General features: G+C 69.7%; 17 protein-coding genes. 6 read left to right on the forward strand and 11 right to left on the reverse strand.

Annotated features, from left to right (window positions below; translation table 11 throughout):
- Positions 1–215 precede the first annotated feature (215 nt).
- Positions 216–1,049, reverse strand: coding sequence for a PAQR family membrane homeostasis protein TrhA (trhA, locus tag AB4Z18_RS05805; protein ID WP_441781744.1), 834 nt, complete (start codon positions 1,047–1,049; stop codon positions 216–218).
- A gap of 72 nt (positions 1,050–1,121) precedes the next feature.
- Between trhA and AB4Z18_RS05810 the strand changes: the two genes are divergently transcribed.
- The 3 genes from AB4Z18_RS05810 (at position 1,122) to AB4Z18_RS05820 (ending at position 4,649) form a co-directional block, all read left to right on the forward strand.
- Positions 1,122–1,907, forward strand: coding sequence for an isoprenyl transferase (locus tag AB4Z18_RS05810; RefSeq protein ID WP_441781745.1), 786 nt, complete (start codon positions 1,122–1,124; stop codon positions 1,905–1,907).
- A gap of 37 nt (positions 1,908–1,944) precedes the next feature.
- Entirely contained in the window at positions 1,945–3,063 is a 1,119-nt protein-coding gene (locus AB4Z18_RS05815) for an aminotransferase class V-fold PLP-dependent enzyme (protein WP_441781746.1), read from the forward strand.
- Positions 3,064–3,284: 221 nt separating this feature from the next.
- Complete coding sequence (locus AB4Z18_RS05820) at positions 3,285–4,649, forward strand: PhoH family protein (protein ID WP_441782977.1); 1,365 nt, start codon at positions 3,285–3,287, stop codon at positions 4,647–4,649.
- An 81-nt stretch (positions 4,650–4,730) separates the two neighbouring features.
- Here AB4Z18_RS05820 and AB4Z18_RS05825 read toward each other — a convergent pair whose 3' ends face one another.
- Genes AB4Z18_RS05825 through xseA form a run of 6 tightly spaced genes read right to left on the reverse strand, consistent with a single transcriptional unit; the run spans position 4,731 to position 9,613 of the window.
- Positions 4,731–5,297 carry an AAA family ATPase gene (locus AB4Z18_RS05825; protein ID WP_441781747.1) on the reverse strand — a complete coding sequence of 189 codons (567 nt, stop codon included), beginning with the start codon at positions 5,295–5,297 and terminating at the stop codon, positions 4,731–4,733.
- A gap of 38 nt (positions 5,298–5,335) precedes the next feature.
- Positions 5,336–6,742, reverse strand: a complete 1,407-nt coding sequence (locus AB4Z18_RS05830; protein WP_441781748.1) for a class II fumarate hydratase — start codon at positions 6,740–6,742, stop codon at positions 5,336–5,338.
- 34 nt (positions 6,743–6,776) lie between these two features.
- Positions 6,777–7,373 carry a carbonic anhydrase gene (locus tag AB4Z18_RS05835; protein ID WP_441782978.1) on the reverse strand — a complete coding sequence of 199 codons (597 nt, stop codon included), beginning with the start codon at positions 7,371–7,373 and terminating at the stop codon, positions 6,777–6,779.
- Positions 7,374–7,408: 35 nt separating this feature from the next.
- Positions 7,409–8,068, reverse strand: a complete 660-nt coding sequence (locus tag AB4Z18_RS05840; RefSeq protein WP_441781749.1) for a DUF4245 domain-containing protein — start codon at positions 8,066–8,068, stop codon at positions 7,409–7,411.
- Positions 8,065–8,313 (reverse strand): exodeoxyribonuclease VII small subunit, encoded by a 249-nt coding sequence (locus AB4Z18_RS05845; RefSeq protein WP_441781750.1) that lies wholly within the window; start codon positions 8,311–8,313, stop codon positions 8,065–8,067. Before AB4Z18_RS05845 ends, AB4Z18_RS05840 begins: the two co-directional genes overlap by 4 nt.
- Before the next feature lie 10 nt (positions 8,314–8,323).
- On the reverse strand, positions 8,324–9,613 hold the full coding sequence (gene xseA, locus AB4Z18_RS05850) for an exodeoxyribonuclease VII large subunit (protein WP_441782979.1): 1,290 nt from the start codon (positions 9,611–9,613) through the stop codon (positions 8,324–8,326).
- A 130-nt stretch (positions 9,614–9,743) separates the two neighbouring features.
- Between xseA and AB4Z18_RS05855 the strand changes: the two genes are divergently transcribed.
- Positions 9,744–10,775: a 4-hydroxy-3-methylbut-2-enyl diphosphate reductase gene (locus tag AB4Z18_RS05855; RefSeq protein WP_441782980.1), complete on the forward strand. Its 1,032-nt coding sequence runs from the start codon at positions 9,744–9,746 to the stop codon at positions 10,773–10,775.
- Positions 10,776–10,799: 24 nt separating this feature from the next.
- Here the strand turns inward: AB4Z18_RS05855 and AB4Z18_RS05860 are convergent, their stop codons facing one another.
- Both AB4Z18_RS05860 and fbaA read right to left on the reverse strand, forming a co-directional pair.
- A complete protein-coding gene (locus AB4Z18_RS05860) occupies positions 10,800–11,459 on the reverse strand; it encodes a DUF6264 family protein (protein ID WP_441781751.1) in 660 nt (219 codons plus the stop codon).
- 79 nt (positions 11,460–11,538) lie between these two features.
- Positions 11,539–12,564 (reverse strand): class II fructose-bisphosphate aldolase, encoded by a 1,026-nt coding sequence (fbaA, locus tag AB4Z18_RS05865; RefSeq protein WP_441781752.1) that lies wholly within the window; start codon positions 12,562–12,564, stop codon positions 11,539–11,541.
- A gap of 216 nt (positions 12,565–12,780) precedes the next feature.
- Here fbaA and glpX point away from each other — a divergent pair, with 216 nt between their 5' ends.
- Positions 12,781–13,782 (forward strand): class II fructose-bisphosphatase, encoded by a 1,002-nt coding sequence (gene glpX / locus AB4Z18_RS05870; RefSeq protein ID WP_441781753.1) that lies wholly within the window; start codon positions 12,781–12,783, stop codon positions 13,780–13,782.
- Between the two features lie 7 nt (positions 13,783–13,789).
- Here glpX and AB4Z18_RS05875 read toward each other — a convergent pair whose 3' ends face one another.
- Positions 13,790–15,190: a DNA recombination protein RmuC gene (locus tag AB4Z18_RS05875; protein WP_441781754.1), complete on the reverse strand. Its 1,401-nt coding sequence runs from the start codon at positions 15,188–15,190 to the stop codon at positions 13,790–13,792.
- 142 nt (positions 15,191–15,332) lie between these two features.
- A complete protein-coding gene (locus AB4Z18_RS05880; RefSeq protein ID WP_441781755.1) occupies positions 15,333–15,914 on the reverse strand; it encodes an exonuclease domain-containing protein in 582 nt (193 codons plus the stop codon).
- A gap of 199 nt (positions 15,915–16,113) precedes the next feature.
- Here AB4Z18_RS05880 and AB4Z18_RS05885 point away from each other — a divergent pair, with 199 nt between their 5' ends.
- Positions 16,114–16,860: a class I SAM-dependent methyltransferase gene (locus tag AB4Z18_RS05885; RefSeq protein WP_441781756.1), complete on the forward strand. Its 747-nt coding sequence runs from the start codon at positions 16,114–16,116 to the stop codon at positions 16,858–16,860.
- Positions 16,861–16,889 lie beyond the last annotated feature (29 nt).

A 16,889-nucleotide genomic window follows, 5' to 3' on the forward strand; every position in this document is an offset into this window, starting at 1 on the left:
CTGCACGAGTTGCGCCCGATCTCCTGAATACGGGAGCAGTTGCGCGGGCGGCGCCGATCCCGTGAACGGGCCCTGTTTTCAGGACATCAAGGCGGCGACGTGCAGCTATGTCCCGTATTCAGGACATGGCTGGACACACAACGCGCCATGTCCTGAATACAGGACCACGGCGCCGCACCAAGCCGGCCCCACGTCCTGAATACAGGACCGCCCCGTCACCCCGCGTTGTACGCAGGATGCATCGCGATGAGCAGCGTCGCCGTCCAGTGGCACAGGAACGCCAGCACCGTCAGCGTGTGGAAGATCTCGTGGAACCCGAACTTCCCCGGAAACGGGTTCGGCCGCTTCATCCCATAGATCACTGCGCCCACGGTGTAGAAGATGCCGCCGACGAGCACGAGCACCATCATGGCGACGTTCGCATCCAGCAGGTCGACGATGTACATCAGCGCCGCCCAGCCGAGCGCGACGTAGATCGGCACGTACAGCCAGCGCGGCGCGTTGATCCAGAAGACGCGGAACCCGATGCCGATCAGCGCCCCAGCCCAGACCAGAGTCAGAAGCAGGATGCCCTTCGACGGCGGCAGCGCGAGCACCGCGAGCGGCGTGTACGTCCCGGCGATGAGCAGGAAGATGTTGGCGTGGTCGATGCGCTTCAGCACCACCTTGGTACGCGGCTGCCAGTTGAAGCGGTGGTAGAGCGCCGAGTTGCCGAACAAGAGCATCGAGGTCAGCACGAAGACGGCCGACGCCCACTTGGCGGGGGCGCCGTTGGCGAGCGAAATCAGCACGATCCCGAGGACGATGGTGACCGGGAACGTACCGGCGTGGATCCAGCCGCGCCAGGTCGGCTTGACCTCGCTGGGGAACGCTGGTGACGCATCCAGCAGCGGGATGTTGGGGAGCTCCGGTCCGCCCCGCTCGTCCGCCTGGACGGCCGCGTCGGAGGCATCCAGCTGCGCCGCAGGCTCCTCGAGGAGTTCGCCGACGTCCTCGTTGGCGCGGTCGCGATCGCTCGTGCCGGGGTTCGGGGTGTTACGGGGCGACATGAATCAAGAGTAGGGGAAGACGGGTGCCGGGATGCTGTGAGACGGGTCGCCGTGGCGCGCTAACGTAGCAGCGTGAGTAGACGAGCATCGCCCGGGGCCAGCGGGCTGCTCTACGGGCTGTACCAGAAACGTCTGCGCCGGGACATCGAGCGCGACGCCCTCCCGAAGCACGTCGCCATGATCATCGACGGCAACCGTCGCTGGGCTCGGCAGGCCGGCCTCACCACCGTTGCGCACGGCCACCGGGCGGGCGCCGCGAAGATGCGCGAGTTCCTGGAGTGGTGCGACGAGCTCGGGATCGAGGTGGTCACGCTCTACCTGCTGTCGTCCGACAACCTGACCAACCGCGAGAGCGGAGAGCTGGGCGACCTGATCGAGATCATCGCGCAGCTCGCAGGCGACCTCTCCCGCTACCGCGACTGGCGCGTCAAGCACGTCGGCTCGGCGACGGGTCTGCCTCCTCGGCTGGTCGAGGCGCTCGCCGAGGCCGAGGCGCGGACGGCCGGGAAGACCGGGATGCACATCAACCTCGCGGTCGGCTACGGCGGCCGCAAGGAGATCACGGATGCGATGCGCAGCATCGTCGCCGCCCACCACGCCGACGGCGGGAGCCTCGAGACCCTGGCCGACCTCCTCACGCCGGACCTCATCGGCGAGCACCTCTACACGGGCGGTCAGCCCGATCCCGACCTCGTCATCCGAACGTCAGGGGAGCAGCGGCTGAGCGACTTCATGCTCTGGCAGAGCGCCCACAGCGAGTTCTACTTCGTGGAGGCCCTGGGCCCGGACCTGCGTGAGGTCGACTTCCTGCGTGCGGTCCGCGACTACTCCCGTCGGCACCGCCGATTCGGCGGCTGATTTCCCCGCTCTCTGCGGCATACGGGAGAATCGGACCGTGACGACGCTCGAGGAGTACGCCCGCGGATTCGGCGAAGAGCCCGGCTACCTGGACTACGGGCGGGTCGGCCCGCTGTCCGCAGCGGTGCGGGCGGAGACGTTCGGGCAGTACGAGATCCTCTCGAAGGCCCGCTACGGCACGATCGAGCGGATGCGGGCGGAGGACGAGCGCCTGCGCGACGCCGTCAGCGCGCTGACCCGTTTCCCGGCCGACCAGGTCGTCTTCCAGCCGAACGCATCCAGCGGTCTCCTGCATGCGGCCTTCGGCCTGACCGGCGGCGATGTGCTGCTGTCGCTCGCCGAGTTCCCGTCGATCACGTACGCCGCCCAGCGCGCCGCACAGGCGCTGCGCGTCATCACACCCACCTGGCTCGAGACCGACCACGGACGGGTGACGCCCGCGCGCATCCGGGAGCAGGTCACCGACAGCACGTCCGCCGTCATGGTGAGCCTGGTGGATTCGCGCACGGGCTATCTGGCGGACATCGACGGCATCCGGCAGGTCATCGGGGATCGCCTCCTGATCGTGGACGCGATCCAGGGATTCGGCGTGGTCGACGCCCCGTGGGAGGTGGCTGACGTCGTCGTCTCGGGTGGCCAGAAGTGGATGCGCGCCGGCTGGGGCACAGGATTCCTCGCGCTCAGCGAGCGGGCGATCGACCACCTGACGCCGGTGTTCAGCGGCTGGACGGGCTCAGGCCCGGAGCAGCCGTGGGACGAGGTGCTCGAGCCCGCCCGCGGGGCCCGCGCGTTCTCGATCTCCAACCCGGACCTCGTCGCGGAGGCGCGGTTCGCCGCAGCGCTCGAGGAGGTCGCCGCGGTCGGGGTGGACGCGATCGCGGACGCGGTCGCGGACAATGTGGAGCAGGTGCTCCAGCTCGCCGACGAGTTCGCGGTGCCGGTGGGCTCGTCGCGGAGCCCCGCCGAGCGCGCCGGGATCGTCGTGCTCGAACCGCTCCCCGAGCAGCTCACCGCGCTGAGCGCATCCCTCCACAACCACGGCGTCACGGCGTCGGTGCGGGCGAGTTCGGTGCGGCTCAGCGTGCACGCCGGGACGGGCGAGGAGACGTTGGACATGCTGCGCGGAGCGTTCACGTCGTACGCCACCGTCAGCTGAACCGCCCGCTGAACTGATCGCAACCCCGAACTGGGGGCGAATGTTCACCTGAACGAAACACGACACGCGGCCCCCCAACGATGGCGTGTCCGTGGCCGGGCGTAGGTTCAAGCCATCGGGCACCGCGCCCGATCGAGACGGCCACGTAAGTTCGTTTCGAAACCCAAGCGGCCGACTCGCCAGTGAGATCCGCCGGCTCCTGAGGGACCGGCGGGGTGGGAGTGGTCGTGGCGGAATCAACAACCCGACAGGCAGCAACCCGGTCGAACGGCTCGGCGCCCGGAGCGGCGAAGACGGAAGAGCGCACGTACGTGCTCGACACGTCCGTCCTCCTGTCCGACCCGAAGGCCATCTTCCGGTTCGCGGAACATGCTGTCGTCATCCCGGTCATCGTCGTCAGCGAGCTCGAGGGCAAGCGCAACGATCCGGAGATCGGCTACTTCGCGCGGCAGGCGCTGCGGAACCTCGACGACCTGCGGGTTCAGCACGAGCGACTCGACTTCCCGATCCCCGTCGGTGACGGCGGCTCACTGCGGGTGGAACTGAACCACTCCAACATGTCCGTCCTGCCGAGCGGGATGCAGCTCGGCGACAACGACTCGCGCATCCTCGCGGTCGCCCTGAACCTGTCCAACGACGGTCTCGCTGTCACGGTCGTCTCGAAGGACCTTCCGCTGCGCGTCAAGGCCGCCTCCATCGGCCTGGCCGCGGAGGAGTACCGGCACGAGCAGGTCGTCGACTCCGGCTGGACCGGGCTCGCGGAGATCGACCTCGGCAGCGACCAGATGGCCTCCCTCTACGAAGACGAGTGGATGCGCACCGAGCAGGCCGCGGGCCTTCCGGTGAACACGGGGCTCGTCATCCACTCGGATCGCGGATCGGCTCTCGGCCGCGTCGTCGCGGACGGCGAGGTGAAGCTGGTGCGCGGCGATCGCGACGTCTTCGGCCTGCACGGCCGTTCGGCGGAGCAGCGGCTCGCGATCGATCTGCTGCTCGACCCGGAGATCGGCATCCTCTCACTCGGCGGCCGCGCCGGAACCGGAAAGTCGGCGCTCGCGCTGTGCGCCGGGCTCGAGGCTGTGCTGGAGCGGCGGCAGCACAAGAAGATCATGGTGTTCCGGCCGCTGTACGCGGTCGGCGGTCAGGAGCTCGGCTACCTGCCCGGCGACGCGAGCGAGAAGATGAACCCGTGGGGTCAGGCGGTATTCGACACGCTCGGCGCGCTGGTGTCGCAGAACGTGCTCGACGAGGTGCTTGACCGCGGCATCCTGGAGGTGCTGCCGCTGACGCACATCCGTGGCCGCTCACTGCACGACGCGTTCGTGATCGTGGACGAGGCGCAGTCGCTGGAGCGCAACGTCCTCCTCACGGTCCTCAGCCGCGTCGGCCAGAACTCGCGCGTGGTGCTCACCCACGACGTCGCCCAGCGCGACAACCTCCGGGTCGGCCGGCACGACGGCGTGGCCAGTGTGATCGAGACGCTGAAGGGCCACCCGCTCTTCGCCCACGTCACCCTGACCCGCTCGGAGCGCTCGGCGATCGCCGCCCTCGTCACCGAGATGCTGGAGGCCAACGAGCTCGCCTAGCCGCCTCGCCACCACCGAGTACGCGAAGACTGCACGCCGAAACCGATTTCGGCGTGCAGTCTTTGCGTACTCGACTGCGGATCAGAGGATGGCGGAGGCGAGTGGGCCGGTCAGCCACGCGTCTACTTCGCGGGGCGAGCGGAGGCGGACGACGATGAGCTGGGGATGCTCGCGCTCAGCGGCGGCCACGCGCTCGGGATAGAGACGGCGACTAGCAATCGACCAGCGGACGATGTGCTCCGGATCGGTGAAGAACGTGCGCAGCGGAGGCTCCTGATTGCCGTTCCACAGCCGCGTCCGGTGCAGGCGTCGGCTGAGGGTGCGCCGGACCACCCGCGGGAAGGTCACGCGGACATAAGGGAGATCGAGCCAGACCAGGAGGTCGGCTCGCTCGGCGAGGGCATCTCGGGCGAGCCGGTACTGCCACTCCGTGGTCCATTCCGGGGCGGACGTGAAGGCGAGCACATCATCCACGAACTCCGGTCGCGGCTGCCAGTTCGGCCCGTGGAACAGGCCGTCGATCTCCGTGTGCGGGCCGCCGGTGATCACGGCTATCCGGGCGGCGAGCGTCGTCTTGCCGCTCCCGGCGACTCCCGCGACGATCACGCGTCGCGGTCGGTGCGGCAGTTCGTCGTCGTACCGGAGCATCCCCCGAGCTTAAGCGGTCGGGGGACGCTCCGATCCGCTCAGCCGGGGTGGGTCATCGACAGGACGTCGAGCGCACTGTCGAGCTGCTCCAGGGTGACCTCGCCGCGGTCCACGAAGCCGAGGTCGATGACGGCCTCGCGCACGGTCATGCCCCGGGCGACGGCGTGCTTGGCGACCTTGGCGGCCGCCTCGTAGCCGATGACGCGGTTCAGCGGGGTGACGATCGACGGGCTCGACTCCGCAAACGCGCGGGCACGCTCGAGGTTGGCCTCGAGTCCACGGACCGTCTTGTCGGCGAGCACGCGGCTCGCCTGCGTGAGGAGGCGGATCGACTCCAGCAGCGCGGTGCCCATCACCGGGATGGCGACGTTCAACTCGAAGAGCCCCGATGCGCCGCTCCAGGCGATGGTGGCGTCGTTCCCGATGACGCGCGAGGCGACCATCAGCACGGCCTCCGGGATGACCGGGTTGACCTTGCCGGGCATGATCGACGAGCCCGGCTGAAGGTCCGGGATGTGCAGCTCGCCGAGGCCTGTGTTCGGGCCCGAGCCCATCCAGCGGAGGTCGTTGGAGATCTTCGTCAGCGAGACGGCGATGGTGCGCAGTGCGCCGGACGCCTCGACCAGCGCGTCGCGGTTGGCCTGCGCCTCGAAGTGGTTCCGCGCCTCGGTGATCGGCAGCTCGGTCTCGGCCGTCAGCAGCTCGATGACGAGCTGGGGGAAGCCGAGCGGGGTGTTGATGCCGGTGCCGACGGCCGTGCCGCCGAGCGGCACCTCGGCGACGCGGGGGAGGGCGGCACGGATGCGCTCGATGCCGTAACGGATCTGCGCGGCGTAGCCGCCGAACTCCTGCCCGAGGGTGACCGGCGTGGCATCCATGAGGTGCGTGCGACCGCTCTTGACGGCCTCTGCCCACAGCTCCGCCTTCTCCTCCAGCGCGACCGCGAGGTGGTCGAGCGCCGGGATGAGGTCGTCGGTCAGGGCGCCGGTCACGGCGATGTGCACCGAGGTCGGGAAGACGTCGTTGGACGACTGCGACGCGTTGACGTGGTCGTTGGGATGCACGGGCCGGCCGAGGCGCTCGGAGGCGAGCGTCGCCAGCACCTCGTTCATGTTCATGTTCGAGGAGGTGCCCGACCCGGTCTGGTACACATCGATCGGGAACTCGGCGTCGTGGGCGCCCGCGGCGACCTCGTCGGCGGCCGAGGCGATCGCCTCGGCGACGTCCTGATCGAGCACGCCGAGGCGGGCGTTCGCCAGCGCTGCCGACTTCTTGATGCGGGCGAGCGCGGCGATCTGGGCCGGTTCGAGCACCGAGCCCGAGATGGGGAAGTTCTCGACGGCGCGCTGGGTCTGCGCGCTGTAGAGCGCGTACTTGGGGACGCGCACCTCGCCCATCGTGTCGTGTTCGATGCGGTACTCGGCGTCCGCCTGGGTGTCCACCACGGTGTGTCTTTCCTTTCTGTTGGCGGAGGTCGTGTCAGTCGCGCAGGCCGACGACGACGTCGGGTACGACCCGGCCCTCCGCGAGCCGGTAGTTGGCGCCGACGATCGCGAGAGTGTTCTCGGCGACCGCGGACGAGATGATCTCGGACTGCGCGAGCAGCTCCGACACGGTGTCGCGCAGGTGTTCGCGCCCGACCTCCGAGGCATCGACCGTCGCGGGGTCGACGGCGCCCGCTCCGGTGACGCGGTGCACGGCGGGGAGGATCGGCGCGATGAGGTCGGCAATGTGCGGGGGCAGCGGCTCGGCGCCCTCCGCCTGGGAGGCGATGGCCGACGCCACCGCGCCGCAGCTGTCGTGCCCGAGCACCAGGATGAGCGGGACATGTAGCACCGCGACCGCGTACTCCAGCGACCCGACGACCGAGTCGGAGACGACCTGCCCGGCGTTCCGGACCACGAAAGCGTCACCGAGCCCCAGGTCGAAGATGATCTCCGCGGCGAGCCGGGAGTCCGCGCAGCCGAAGATGGCGGCGGTCGGCTCCTGGCCTTCCGCGACCGACTCGCGGCGGGTCACATCCTGATGGGGATGCTGCGGCTCACCTGCCACGAAGCGGGCGTTGCCGTCGAGCATCGAGGCCCAGATCTTTCCGGGGCGCGTTGTGGGCACTACTTTCCTCCTCCGAGTGAGCGGATCTGATCGGCGAGCGACGACGCGAGCGTGCGGAACTCGCCGTCGTCCGCTGTGCCGAAGACGATGACGGAACTGTCGCCGGACTGCGTGACCAGGGCGTACTCGACGTTGCCGTCGTCCGCGCTGGAGGTGCGGTTGTCGTAGACATCCCACGTGACGCCGTCGATCTCGCGCGTGCCCTTGATCATCGACTTGTTGACCTGCTGGGACACCCAGCTGTCGTTGGCCGCAAATCCCTGCGTCATCCCGATGAACTGCTGCTTGGGGGTGATGAGACCGACGTACCAGGAATCGACGTTGTCGGCGGTCTTGGTGCGCAGCTCGGCGTTGTTCGACTTCCAGGTCGACGGCAGCTTGGGGACGAGTAGTGCATCCGGCTCGCTGCCCTCCGCCTGCTGGGCGATGGAGGCGTAGTCGACCGGGGGCGTCGTCGACGTCGGATTGCCGCGCGGCACGACGAGGACGATGACGGCGACGAGCGCCAGGGTCGCCAGAAGCGAGAAGACGAGGTTGTTGATCGTCTGACGACTGCGGTGGTTCGCCGAGTTCTCGGCCTTGCGGGCCGCCGTCTCCTCGGGCGTCTCCGGGCGGCCGAGCTCCGCGACGACCGCGGGCGGCTTGCTGCGAGGGCTCATTCGCGCTCAGCGGCTCCTACGCCGGCGCCGGCCCGGGCGGCGTCGAGCCGCGCCTTCGCACCGATCAGCCACTCCTCGCAGTGCCGCGCGAGGGCCTCGCCGCGCTCCCACAGGGCGATCGACTCCTCGAGTGTCGCAGCGCCCTGCTCGAGTTCGCCGACGACGCGGATCAGCTCGTCGCGCGCTTCTTCGTAGCTGAGCGAGCTGAGCGGATCTCCGGCGGGGGAGGTCTCGGGAGTGGGCATGCCGTCCATTCTATTTGCCCCGCTGGGGGTCCGCTGGGGCCTGTGGAGAACTGGCCGGACCAGCCGGACCGGCCGGACCGGCCGGCGACGGCAGCGGTGTTCCGGCCGTGGCGGCCAGGGAGCCGCCCGAGACCGTGAGCCGCAGCGCCGTGCCCTCGGGCGACTCCGCCGGGTCGGTGACGACGTGACCGGCGGCCGTCTGGACGATCGCATAGCCGCGGTCGAGCGTGCCCTGCGGGGAGAGCGCGCGCAGCTGGCCGCACAGTTCGGCGACCCGCGTCGTCTCGCGCTCGACGCAGCGGCCGACCAGCTCCGTGCCGCGCGCGACGTACCGCGTGAGCTCCTCGGCGCGCGCATCCACGATCCACGACGGGGATGCGAGCACCGGGCGCGTGCGCAGGTGCCCGATCCGGTCGATCTCGTGCGCGATGAGGTGGGTGACCCGCGTGCCGAGGCGCGCACGCGCCTGCTGCACGCGGGCGAGCTCCTCCGCGACGTCCGGCACCACGCGCTTCGCGGCGTCCGTCGGGGTGGATGCGCGCAGGTCGGCGACGTCGTCCAGCAGCGGCCGGTCGGCCTCGTGCCCGATCGCGCTGACGATCGGCGTCAGGGCGTCTGCGGCGGCGCGGACCAGCCGCTCGTCGCTGAACCCGAGCAGGTTCTGGAAGTCGCCACCGCCCCGGGCGACGATGATCACCTCGACCTCGGGGTCCGCATCCAGCTTCCGGATCGCCGAGATCACCTCCGGGACCGTGCGGTCGCCCTGCACCGCGGCGTGCACGACGCGGAACCGCACCTGCGGCCAGCGCAGCTGCGCGTTGCGCAGCACATCCTTCTCGGCGTCCGAGTCCTTGCCGGTGATGAGGCCGATGGTGTGCGGGAGGAACGGGAGGCGCTTCTTGCGGTCCAGACCGAACAGGCCCTCAGCGGCGAGCTGCTGTCGCAGGCGCTCCAGCCGCTCGAGCAGGTCGCCGAGGCCCACGTGCTTCATGTCGTAGACCTGCATGGTCAGGGTGCCGCCCTTGACCCAGAAGTTCGGTTTGATCGCCGCGACCACCCGGTCGCCCTGCTTGAGGTCGGTGGGGATGCGGGCCTTCACCGACGACCAGATGGTAAAACTGATCGTCGCGTCCTCGTCGAGGTCCTTCAGCTTGCCGTAGACGTTGCCGCCGGAGATGCCCCACTGCGTGATCTCGCCCTCCACCCACGCGGTGCCGAGCCGATCGATCCATCCCTTGATCTTGTTGTTGAGGAGCGCGACCGGCCACGGCGCGTCCACGGTCGGGGGAGCGGGCTGCATGGTGACGGGCGAGGCGGTGCCCGTCGAGGGCCGGGCGGTACCCGTCTGGCTCACAGGCCGTGCCTCCCATTTCGTGTTCAGCGTGCTCACCTAGGATTGAAGGGTGAGCGACGCAACCATCAGCCTCCCGATGCCGCGGATTCCCGGCGCGAGGCGACGGCTTCAGGATAACCCGGTCGTCGGACATAAGCGGGTCCTGCTCGCCGCTCCGCGCGGGTACTGCGCGGGTGTCGACCGGGCCGTCGTGGCCGTCGAGAAGGCCCTCGACCTGTACGGCGCGCCCGTCTACGTGCGGAAGCAGATCGTCCACAACGTCCACGTCGTGTCCGAGCTGGAGCAGCAGGGCGCGATCTTCGTCGATGAAGTGGATGAGGTGCCGCAGGGCTCCCACGTCGTGTTCTCGGCGCACGGCGTCTCGCCGGCGGTCGTGAACGCGGCCGCGGATCGCGGCTTGCGCGCGATCGACGCGACCTGCCCGCTGGTGACCAAGGTGCACCGCGAGGCGGTGCGGTTCGCACGCGACGACTTCCAGATCCTGCTCATCGGCCACGCCGGCCACGAAGAGGTCGAAGGGACCGCGGGCGAGGCGCCCGACCATGTGACCCTCGTGAACGGCCCGGACGATGTCGACTCCGTGGTAGTCGATGACCCGGACAAGGTCGTCTGGCTCACGCAGACCACCCTCTCGGTGGACGAGACCATGGAGACGGTTCGGCGCCTGCGCGAGCGCTTCCCGAACTTGCAGGATCCCCCCAGCGACGACATCTGCTACGCCACCCAGAACCGCCAGGTCGCGATCAAGAAGGTCGCCGAGCAGGCCGACCTCGTCATCGTCGTCGGCTCCGCCAACTCGTCCAACTCGGTGCGCCTCGTCGAGGTCGCGCTCGAGTACGGCGCGAAGGCCGCGTACCGCGTCGACTACGCGACCGAGATCAAGCAGGAGTGGCTGGACGGCGTCGCCTCCGTCGGCGTTACCAGCGGCGCCTCCGTGCCCGAGGTGCTCGTGCAGGAGGTCCTCGACGACCTCTCGGGCGCCGGCTACCGGGACGTTCAGGAGGTCAAGACGGCGGAGGAGGACCTCATGTTCTCCCTGCCGAAGGAGCTCCGCAAGGACGTCAGCGGCAAGCAGGACGCGCGGGCCCTCGGAGGCCACGCCCGCTAGCGTTCGCGCTGCTCGGCTGCCGCGCTACGGCGTGGGTAGCGGGCTGGACGGCGTCATCCCGCTGTAGAAGCCGAGGAGCACGGGGTCCGTGGTGAGCACGGCGCCGGCGAAGATCAGCAGCGCGACCATCGCGACGATCCCGGCGACGAGCGGTACCCAGAAGGCCAGCCGGCGCTTCACCAGCAGCAGGGTTGCGATCACGGCGGAGACGACCCAGACCAGAGCCATGACGATGGACCCGATGGTCACCAGCGTGCCGACCAGTGGCACCGGGGTGTAGTCGCCCAGCCCGTTGGTGCTGTGCAGCAGTTGCATGGAGGCAGGGATGGCCTGCAGGGTCGCGATCGAGTACGACATCCCGAAGAAGCCGAAGACGCCGAGCAGGACGGTGAGCGTCAGGTTCCAGGTCGGCGCCTGCCGAGACTGCGGGTCGGCGCCCGGGGCGGTCTGGCCGTGCACGGTGTGGCTCGGGGCGGCGGCCGGTGCGGCTGGGTCGCCAGAACGGGGTGCCGTCGCCCCGGGCGTCGCCACGCCGTAGGCCGGCGGTCCCGCATCCTCCCGCTCGAGCGGCCGGGACGTGTCGAGGCGGTCGGCGTCCGCGGGCGGATGCCACACCCAGCCGGGAGGGGCGAGCTCGCCGTACTGCGGCCGCGGCCGCTCATCCGGCTGTTCCTGATCTGCCATCGCTACGCCCTCCCTCCTGTTGCGTGTGGCTGACTGAGACGGGCGGCGGTGCGTCGCGCGCAGCCGCCGCCCGGTACTGCTACTTGCCCGAGTGACCGGCCGAGCCGAGCTGCTGGGTCGCCTCGACGACGCGCGCGGCCATGCCGGACTCGGCGACCTTGCCCCAGGCGCGCGGGTCGTAGACCTTCTTGTTGCCGACCTCGCCGTCGATCTTGAGGACGCCGTCGTAGTTGTCGAACATGTACCCGGCGATGGTGCGGGTGAAGGCGTACTGCGTGTCCGTGTCGATGTTCATCTTCACGACGCCGTTGCGCACGGCCTCCGCGATCTCCTCGTCGGTCGAGCCGGAGCCGCCGTGGAAGACCAGGTCGAGCGGCTTCGGTCCGTGGCCGTACTTCGCGGCCAGGCCGTCCTGGATGTCCTTCAGGAGCTCCGGGCGGAGCTTGACGTTGCCCGGCTTGTACACGCCGTGGACGTTGCCAAAGGTGAGAGCCGCCATGTAGCGGCCCTGCTCGCCGAGGCCCAGAGCCTCGACAGTCTTGATGGCGTCGTCGAGCGTCGTGTACAGGTGCTCGTTGATCTCGTGGCTGACGCCGTCCTCCTCGCCGCCGACGACGCCGATCTCGACCTCGAGGATGGCGTTGATGGCCTTGGTGCGCTTCAGCATGTCCTCGGCAATCCGCAGGTTCTCGTCGAGCGGCACGGCCGAGCCGTCCCACATGTGCGACTGGAAGATCGGGTTGCGGCCCGCCTTCACCTCCTCCTCGGAGGCGGCAATGAGCGGCAGGACGAAGCCGTCGAGCGCATCCTTCGGGCAGTGGTCGGTGTGCAGAGCGACCGTGATGGGGTAGTTCTTGGCCACCTCGGTCGCGAACTTCGCGAAGGCGAGCGCGCCGGTGGCGCGGGCCTTCACGGTCTGGCCCGCGAAGTAGTCGGCGCCGCCTGTGGTGACCTGGATGATACCGTCGCTGCCCGCCTCGGTCAGACCCTGCAGCACCGCGTTGATCGTCTGCGACGACGACACGTTGAAAGCGGGGTAGGCGAACCCGCCGGCCTTCGCTTTGTCGAGCATCTCTGCGTACTGGTCCGGCGTGGCGATGGGCATTGCGGCTCCTTGGGATGGGGATGTCGAACGCCCTCATCATACCGGCGCGGTGTGTGCCGCTCGGCGGCCGGGCCTCTCGCGGGGAACTGCGCTTGGACGTTCGTGCACACCCCCTGACGCCGTGCAGGCCGCTCGATACACTGGCAGCGACCGCACGGGTCCCGTCCCGCGGCGGCATCGACGACGACGTTCCGAATCCGTCCGGGAGGACCCATCATGAGCATGACCGACACCGCCACCAACTATCAGCACCCGGACCGGAACCTCGCGATGGAGCTGGTGCGGGCGACGGAGGCGGCGGCCATCCGGGCCACGCCATGGATCGGGCGCGGCGACAAGAACGCGGCCGACGGCGCGGCGGTGGATGCGATGCGCAAGTTCCTCGGGACGGTCAACTTCGACGGCGTGATCGTGATCGGCGAGGGCGAGAAGGACAACGCGCCCATGCTCTTCAACGGGGAGCACGTCGGCAACGGGCGGGGACCGGCGGTCGACATCGCCGTCGACCCGATCGACGGGACCTCGCTCACGGCAGCCGGCCGTCAGAACGCGGTGTCGCTGATTGCGGTGTCGGATCGCGGGACGATGCTGGATGCGTCGAGCGTGTTCTACATGTCGAAGATCGTGACCGGCGCCGTGGGCCACGGCGTGGTGGACCTCTCGCAGTCGATCGGCGACAATATCCGGGAGCTGGCGAAGGCGAAGGGCAAGCCCGTAGGGGAGATCCGGGTGGCGGTGCTGGATCGTCCGCGGCATGAGGGTTTGATCGAGGAGATCCGTGCCGCCGGCGCCGGCACGCGGTTGATGTTGGATGGGGACGTCGCCGGTGGGATCAATGCGGCCCGGTATGAGTCGAGCATCGACATGTGTGTCGGGGTGGGCGGCAGCCCGGAGGGTGTCACGACAGCCTGCGCGATCAAGGCGTTGGGTGGGTTCATGCAGGCCCGGCTGGCCCCGAAGGATGACGCCGAGCGCGCGCGGGGTATTGCCGCCGGTCTCGACATGGACAAGGTGCACGACGCGGACGACCTGGTGAAGGGCGACAACACCTTCTTCGTGGCGACCGGCGTCACCGACGGTCAGCTGGTGGCGGGCGTGCGTCGCAAGGGTCCGATCATCCGGACCGAGTCGATCGTGCTGCGCTCGAAGTCGGGCACGGCCCGCCGCGTGATCGCCGACCACCTCGCGGAGAAGTGGCTGGAGCGCGACCAGCTCTGACCTGCGACTACGCCACGCCGGACTCGTTCTCGGCGTCGAGGGCGTGGGCGCGCTCCTTCTCTTCGATGGCGAGCTTGTCGATGCCGTGCATGTCGCGCGGCTCCAGCTCGCTGACCAGTTCGAACGCGGTCAGCTCGCGCGGTGCCTCTTCGATGCCCGCCATCGCCCCGATGACCTTCGACTCGTCGAGGGCGTTGAGCTTCCGGGCGGCGGGGAACACCTGACGCTCGAAGGATCCGACGAATCCGTTGTAGTCCTTGACCGTGCGCTCCAGCGAGCGGCCCAGCTTCTCGATGTGGGTGGCGGTCGTGGAGAGCCGGCTGTACAGCGTCCGGCTGAGGTCGAAGAGCTGCTTGGCCTCCTGCGTCAGGACGTCCTGCTGCCAGCTGAACGCCACGGTCTTCAGCACCGACCAGAGCGTCACCGGCGACGCGAGCGCCACCCGCTTGCCGAAGGCGAACTCCATGATGGACGGGTCGGCCTCGAGCGCGGACGACACCAGCGACTCGCTCGGGATGAACGCGATCACCAGCTCCGGCGAGGACTCCAGGCCGGTCCAGTACGCCTTGCTGCCGAGGGCCGTGATGTGGTCGCGGACGGCCTTCACGTGCTGCTTGAGCAGCGCCTGCCGTTGCGCGCCTTCCGCGCCGGTCGCGGTCGCCGGGATCTGACTGGCTTCCAGGTACGCGTTGAACGGCACCTTGGCGTCGAGCGCGATGTTCTTGCCTCCGGGCAGCCGCACGATCATGTCCGGCCGGCCGGCGCCCGACTCCGAGTGGATGCTGGACTGCACATCGAAGTCCACCCGCTCCAGCAGCCCGGCCGCCTCGACCACACTCCGGAGCTGCGTCTCGCCCCAGACGCCTCGGGTGCTGTTCGAGCGCAGCGCGGAGGCGAGCGCTTCGGCGGTGCTGCGCAGCCGCTCCTCGGATTCTGCGGCGGAACGCAGCTGCTGAGTGAGCTGACCGTGCTGCTGGCTGCGCTGCGTCTCGAGTTCGATCACCTTGCGCTGCATGTCGCTCAGGCTCTCGCGCACAGGGGCCAGCGCCTGCAGCACCTTGCTCTCGGCGCGCTCCCGCTCCTCCCGCGCCGCGATTTCGGCGCGGTGCCGTTCGACCGTCTCGCGGTACTGCTCCTGGGCGGCGCGCACCTGCTCCTGAAGTGCATCCACTCGTCCGTGCGCGGCCGCGAGGTCGGCCCGGATCTCGGCCTGCACCGCCGCCTCTGCGGCGCGCACCTCTGCGACCTCCGCCTGATGCTGCGCGGCGAGCAGAGCGGGGTCGACCACCGGGACCGCCGGCTCGGCGGAGGCGCGCGAGCGCATGAGCTTCGCGACGGCGAAGCCCGCGCCCATGGCGCCGGCCAGGAGCCCGATCAGGAGGCCGAGGAGCAGGGCGAGGATGTCCATGTCCTCAGTGTGTCAGCGGCCGCCGACACTGGAGGTTCCGCGCCCCGCGAGTCCCGCCGAGACGTGAGTAATCGCGGGAATCGGGCGCGAGTTGCGACGAGATGTCACCACTCAGCGAGCGAGAAGGCGGCGCTAGCGCGGCTCAGGCCGCGACCGGCACCCCGATGCGGCCGAGGCGCGCGCCGGTCAGGGCCGCGAGGTCCGCGATCGTGGCAGCCTCATGCCGCCGAGCCGCGTGGATCACGATCGCAGCGCACGCCTCGGCGTCCGCCAGCGCATCGTGGTGCGCGAAGTCCTCGAATCCTGCCGCCATCGCCGCGACGGGCAGACGGTACGACGCCAGGTGGTACGTGCGCCGGGCGACCTGGAGGCTGCAGAGATAGCTGTACTCGGGGCAGGCGACCAGGGTGGCGGCGCACGCCGCGCGGATCACGCCCATGTCGAATCCCGCGTTGTGGGCCACCAGGTGGTCGTCCTCCGCGAACTCGACGAGGTCGGCGAGCTGGTCGACCCAGCCGGCCGCGTCGGCCACCTGCTCCGGCTGGATGCCGTGGATGCGGACGTTCCACTCCTGGAAGTGGTCGTGCCCCAGCGGCGGCCGGATGAACCATCCCGCCCGATCGACGACCTTCCCATCCCTGACCTTCACGAGCCCGACCGAGCAGGCCGACGCGGCGGAGGAGTTGGCGGTCTCGAAGTCGATGGCGGTGAAATCCAGGGTCACGTCGTCATGCTGACACGGCCCACCGACGCCGCCTCGCATCCCGAACCGCGCGCCGCCGCATCCGCTGCTCGCCTTCGCACCGCGACGCTTTGCCGAGGTGCTCGTTGTTGCGCCCGACACGCCGCACGTGAGCGCAACTACGAGCACCTCGGCGACCAGCCGGGGTCACGGAGGCCCGCCCGCGCGTACGATCGGCGGCATGCGATCCCGTCACCAGCGCGACCTCCACGCGGCGTCTTTCGAGCAGGCGGCGGACGTCTACGACGCCGCGCGTCCCTCGTATCCCGCCGACGCAGTGAGCTGGCTCACCGAGGGGATCGACGGCCCGGTCCTCGACCTGGGGGCAGGCACCGGCAAGCTGACCGCCGCCCTCGTCGAGCGCGGGTTCGACGTCACGGCGGTGGACCCGTCGCCGGAGATGCTGCGCGTGCTGGGCGACCGCATCCCGGAAGCCGAGGTGCGCGAGGGAGCCGCCGAGCGCATCCCCTCGCCCGACTCCTCCTTCGCACTGGTCGTCGTCGCACAGGCGTGGCACTGGGTGGATGCGGACCGCGCCATCCCCGAGGTCGCGCGCGTGCTCCGCCCGGGCGGCCGCCTCGGGCTGATCTGGAACGAACGCGACGAGAGCGTCGCCTGGGTCGAGGAGCTCGGCGAGCTGATGGATGCGGGCTCGGCCTCCTTCGACGACGAGGCCGACCCGGTTCTGGCGTCTCCGTTCGGTCCGATCGAGAAGCACGAGACGCGATGGGTGCAGCCGCTCGACCTGGACGGGCTGCTCGACCTCGCCCGCTCGCGCAGCTACTTCATCACGAAGGATCCGGACGCCCAGGCCGCGGTGATCCAGTCGCTCCGCCGGCTCGCGCGCGAGCATCCCGACCTCGCCGGCCGCGACACTTTCGAGCTGCCGTACGTGACGCGCAGCTATCGGGCCGCCCGCGAGTCCTGAATACAGGAGGACCGACCGGTCGCATCCAC

Source organism: Leifsonia sp. 2TAF2 (genome assembly GCF_052115085.1).
Classification (GTDB): Bacteria; Actinomycetota; Actinomycetes; order Actinomycetales; family Microbacteriaceae; genus Leifsonia.

What these genes read in the sequence shown, in the direction of transcription:
- trhA (WP_441781744.1), bottom strand. Translation starts at nt 1,049, where the DNA reads ATGTCGCCCCGTAACACCCCGAACCCCGGCACGAGCGATCGCGACCGC.
- AB4Z18_RS05825 (WP_441781747.1), bottom strand. Translation starts at nt 5,297, where the DNA reads ATGCTCCGGTACGACGACGAACTGCCGCACCGACCGCGACGCGTGATC.
- AB4Z18_RS05835 (WP_441782978.1), bottom strand. Translation starts at nt 7,373, where the DNA reads ATGCTCGACGGCAACGCCCGCTTCGTGGCAGGTGAGCCGCAGCATCCC.
- AB4Z18_RS05840 (WP_441781749.1), bottom strand. Translation starts at nt 8,068, where the DNA reads ATGAGCCCTCGCAGCAAGCCGCCCGCGGTCGTCGCGGAGCTCGGCCGC.
- AB4Z18_RS05845 (WP_441781750.1), bottom strand. Translation starts at nt 8,313, where the DNA reads ATGCCCACTCCCGAGACCTCCCCCGCCGGAGATCCGCTCAGCTCGCTC.
- xseA (WP_441782979.1), bottom strand. Translation starts at nt 9,613, where the DNA reads ATGCAGCCCGCTCCCCCGACCGTGGACGCGCCGTGGCCGGTCGCGCTC.
- AB4Z18_RS05855 (WP_441782980.1), top strand. Translation starts at nt 9,744, where the DNA reads ATGCCGCGGATTCCCGGCGCGAGGCGACGGCTTCAGGATAACCCGGTC.
- AB4Z18_RS05860 (WP_441781751.1), bottom strand. Translation starts at nt 11,459, where the DNA reads ATGGCAGATCAGGAACAGCCGGATGAGCGGCCGCGGCCGCAGTACGGC.
- fbaA (WP_441781752.1), bottom strand. Translation starts at nt 12,564, where the DNA reads ATGCCCATCGCCACGCCGGACCAGTACGCAGAGATGCTCGACAAAGCG.
- glpX (WP_441781753.1), top strand. Translation starts at nt 12,781, where the DNA reads ATGAGCATGACCGACACCGCCACCAACTATCAGCACCCGGACCGGAAC.
- AB4Z18_RS05875 (WP_441781754.1), bottom strand. Translation starts at nt 15,190, where the DNA reads ATGGACATCCTCGCCCTGCTCCTCGGCCTCCTGATCGGGCTCCTGGCC.
- AB4Z18_RS05885 (WP_441781756.1), top strand. Translation starts at nt 16,114, where the DNA reads ATGCGATCCCGTCACCAGCGCGACCTCCACGCGGCGTCTTTCGAGCAG.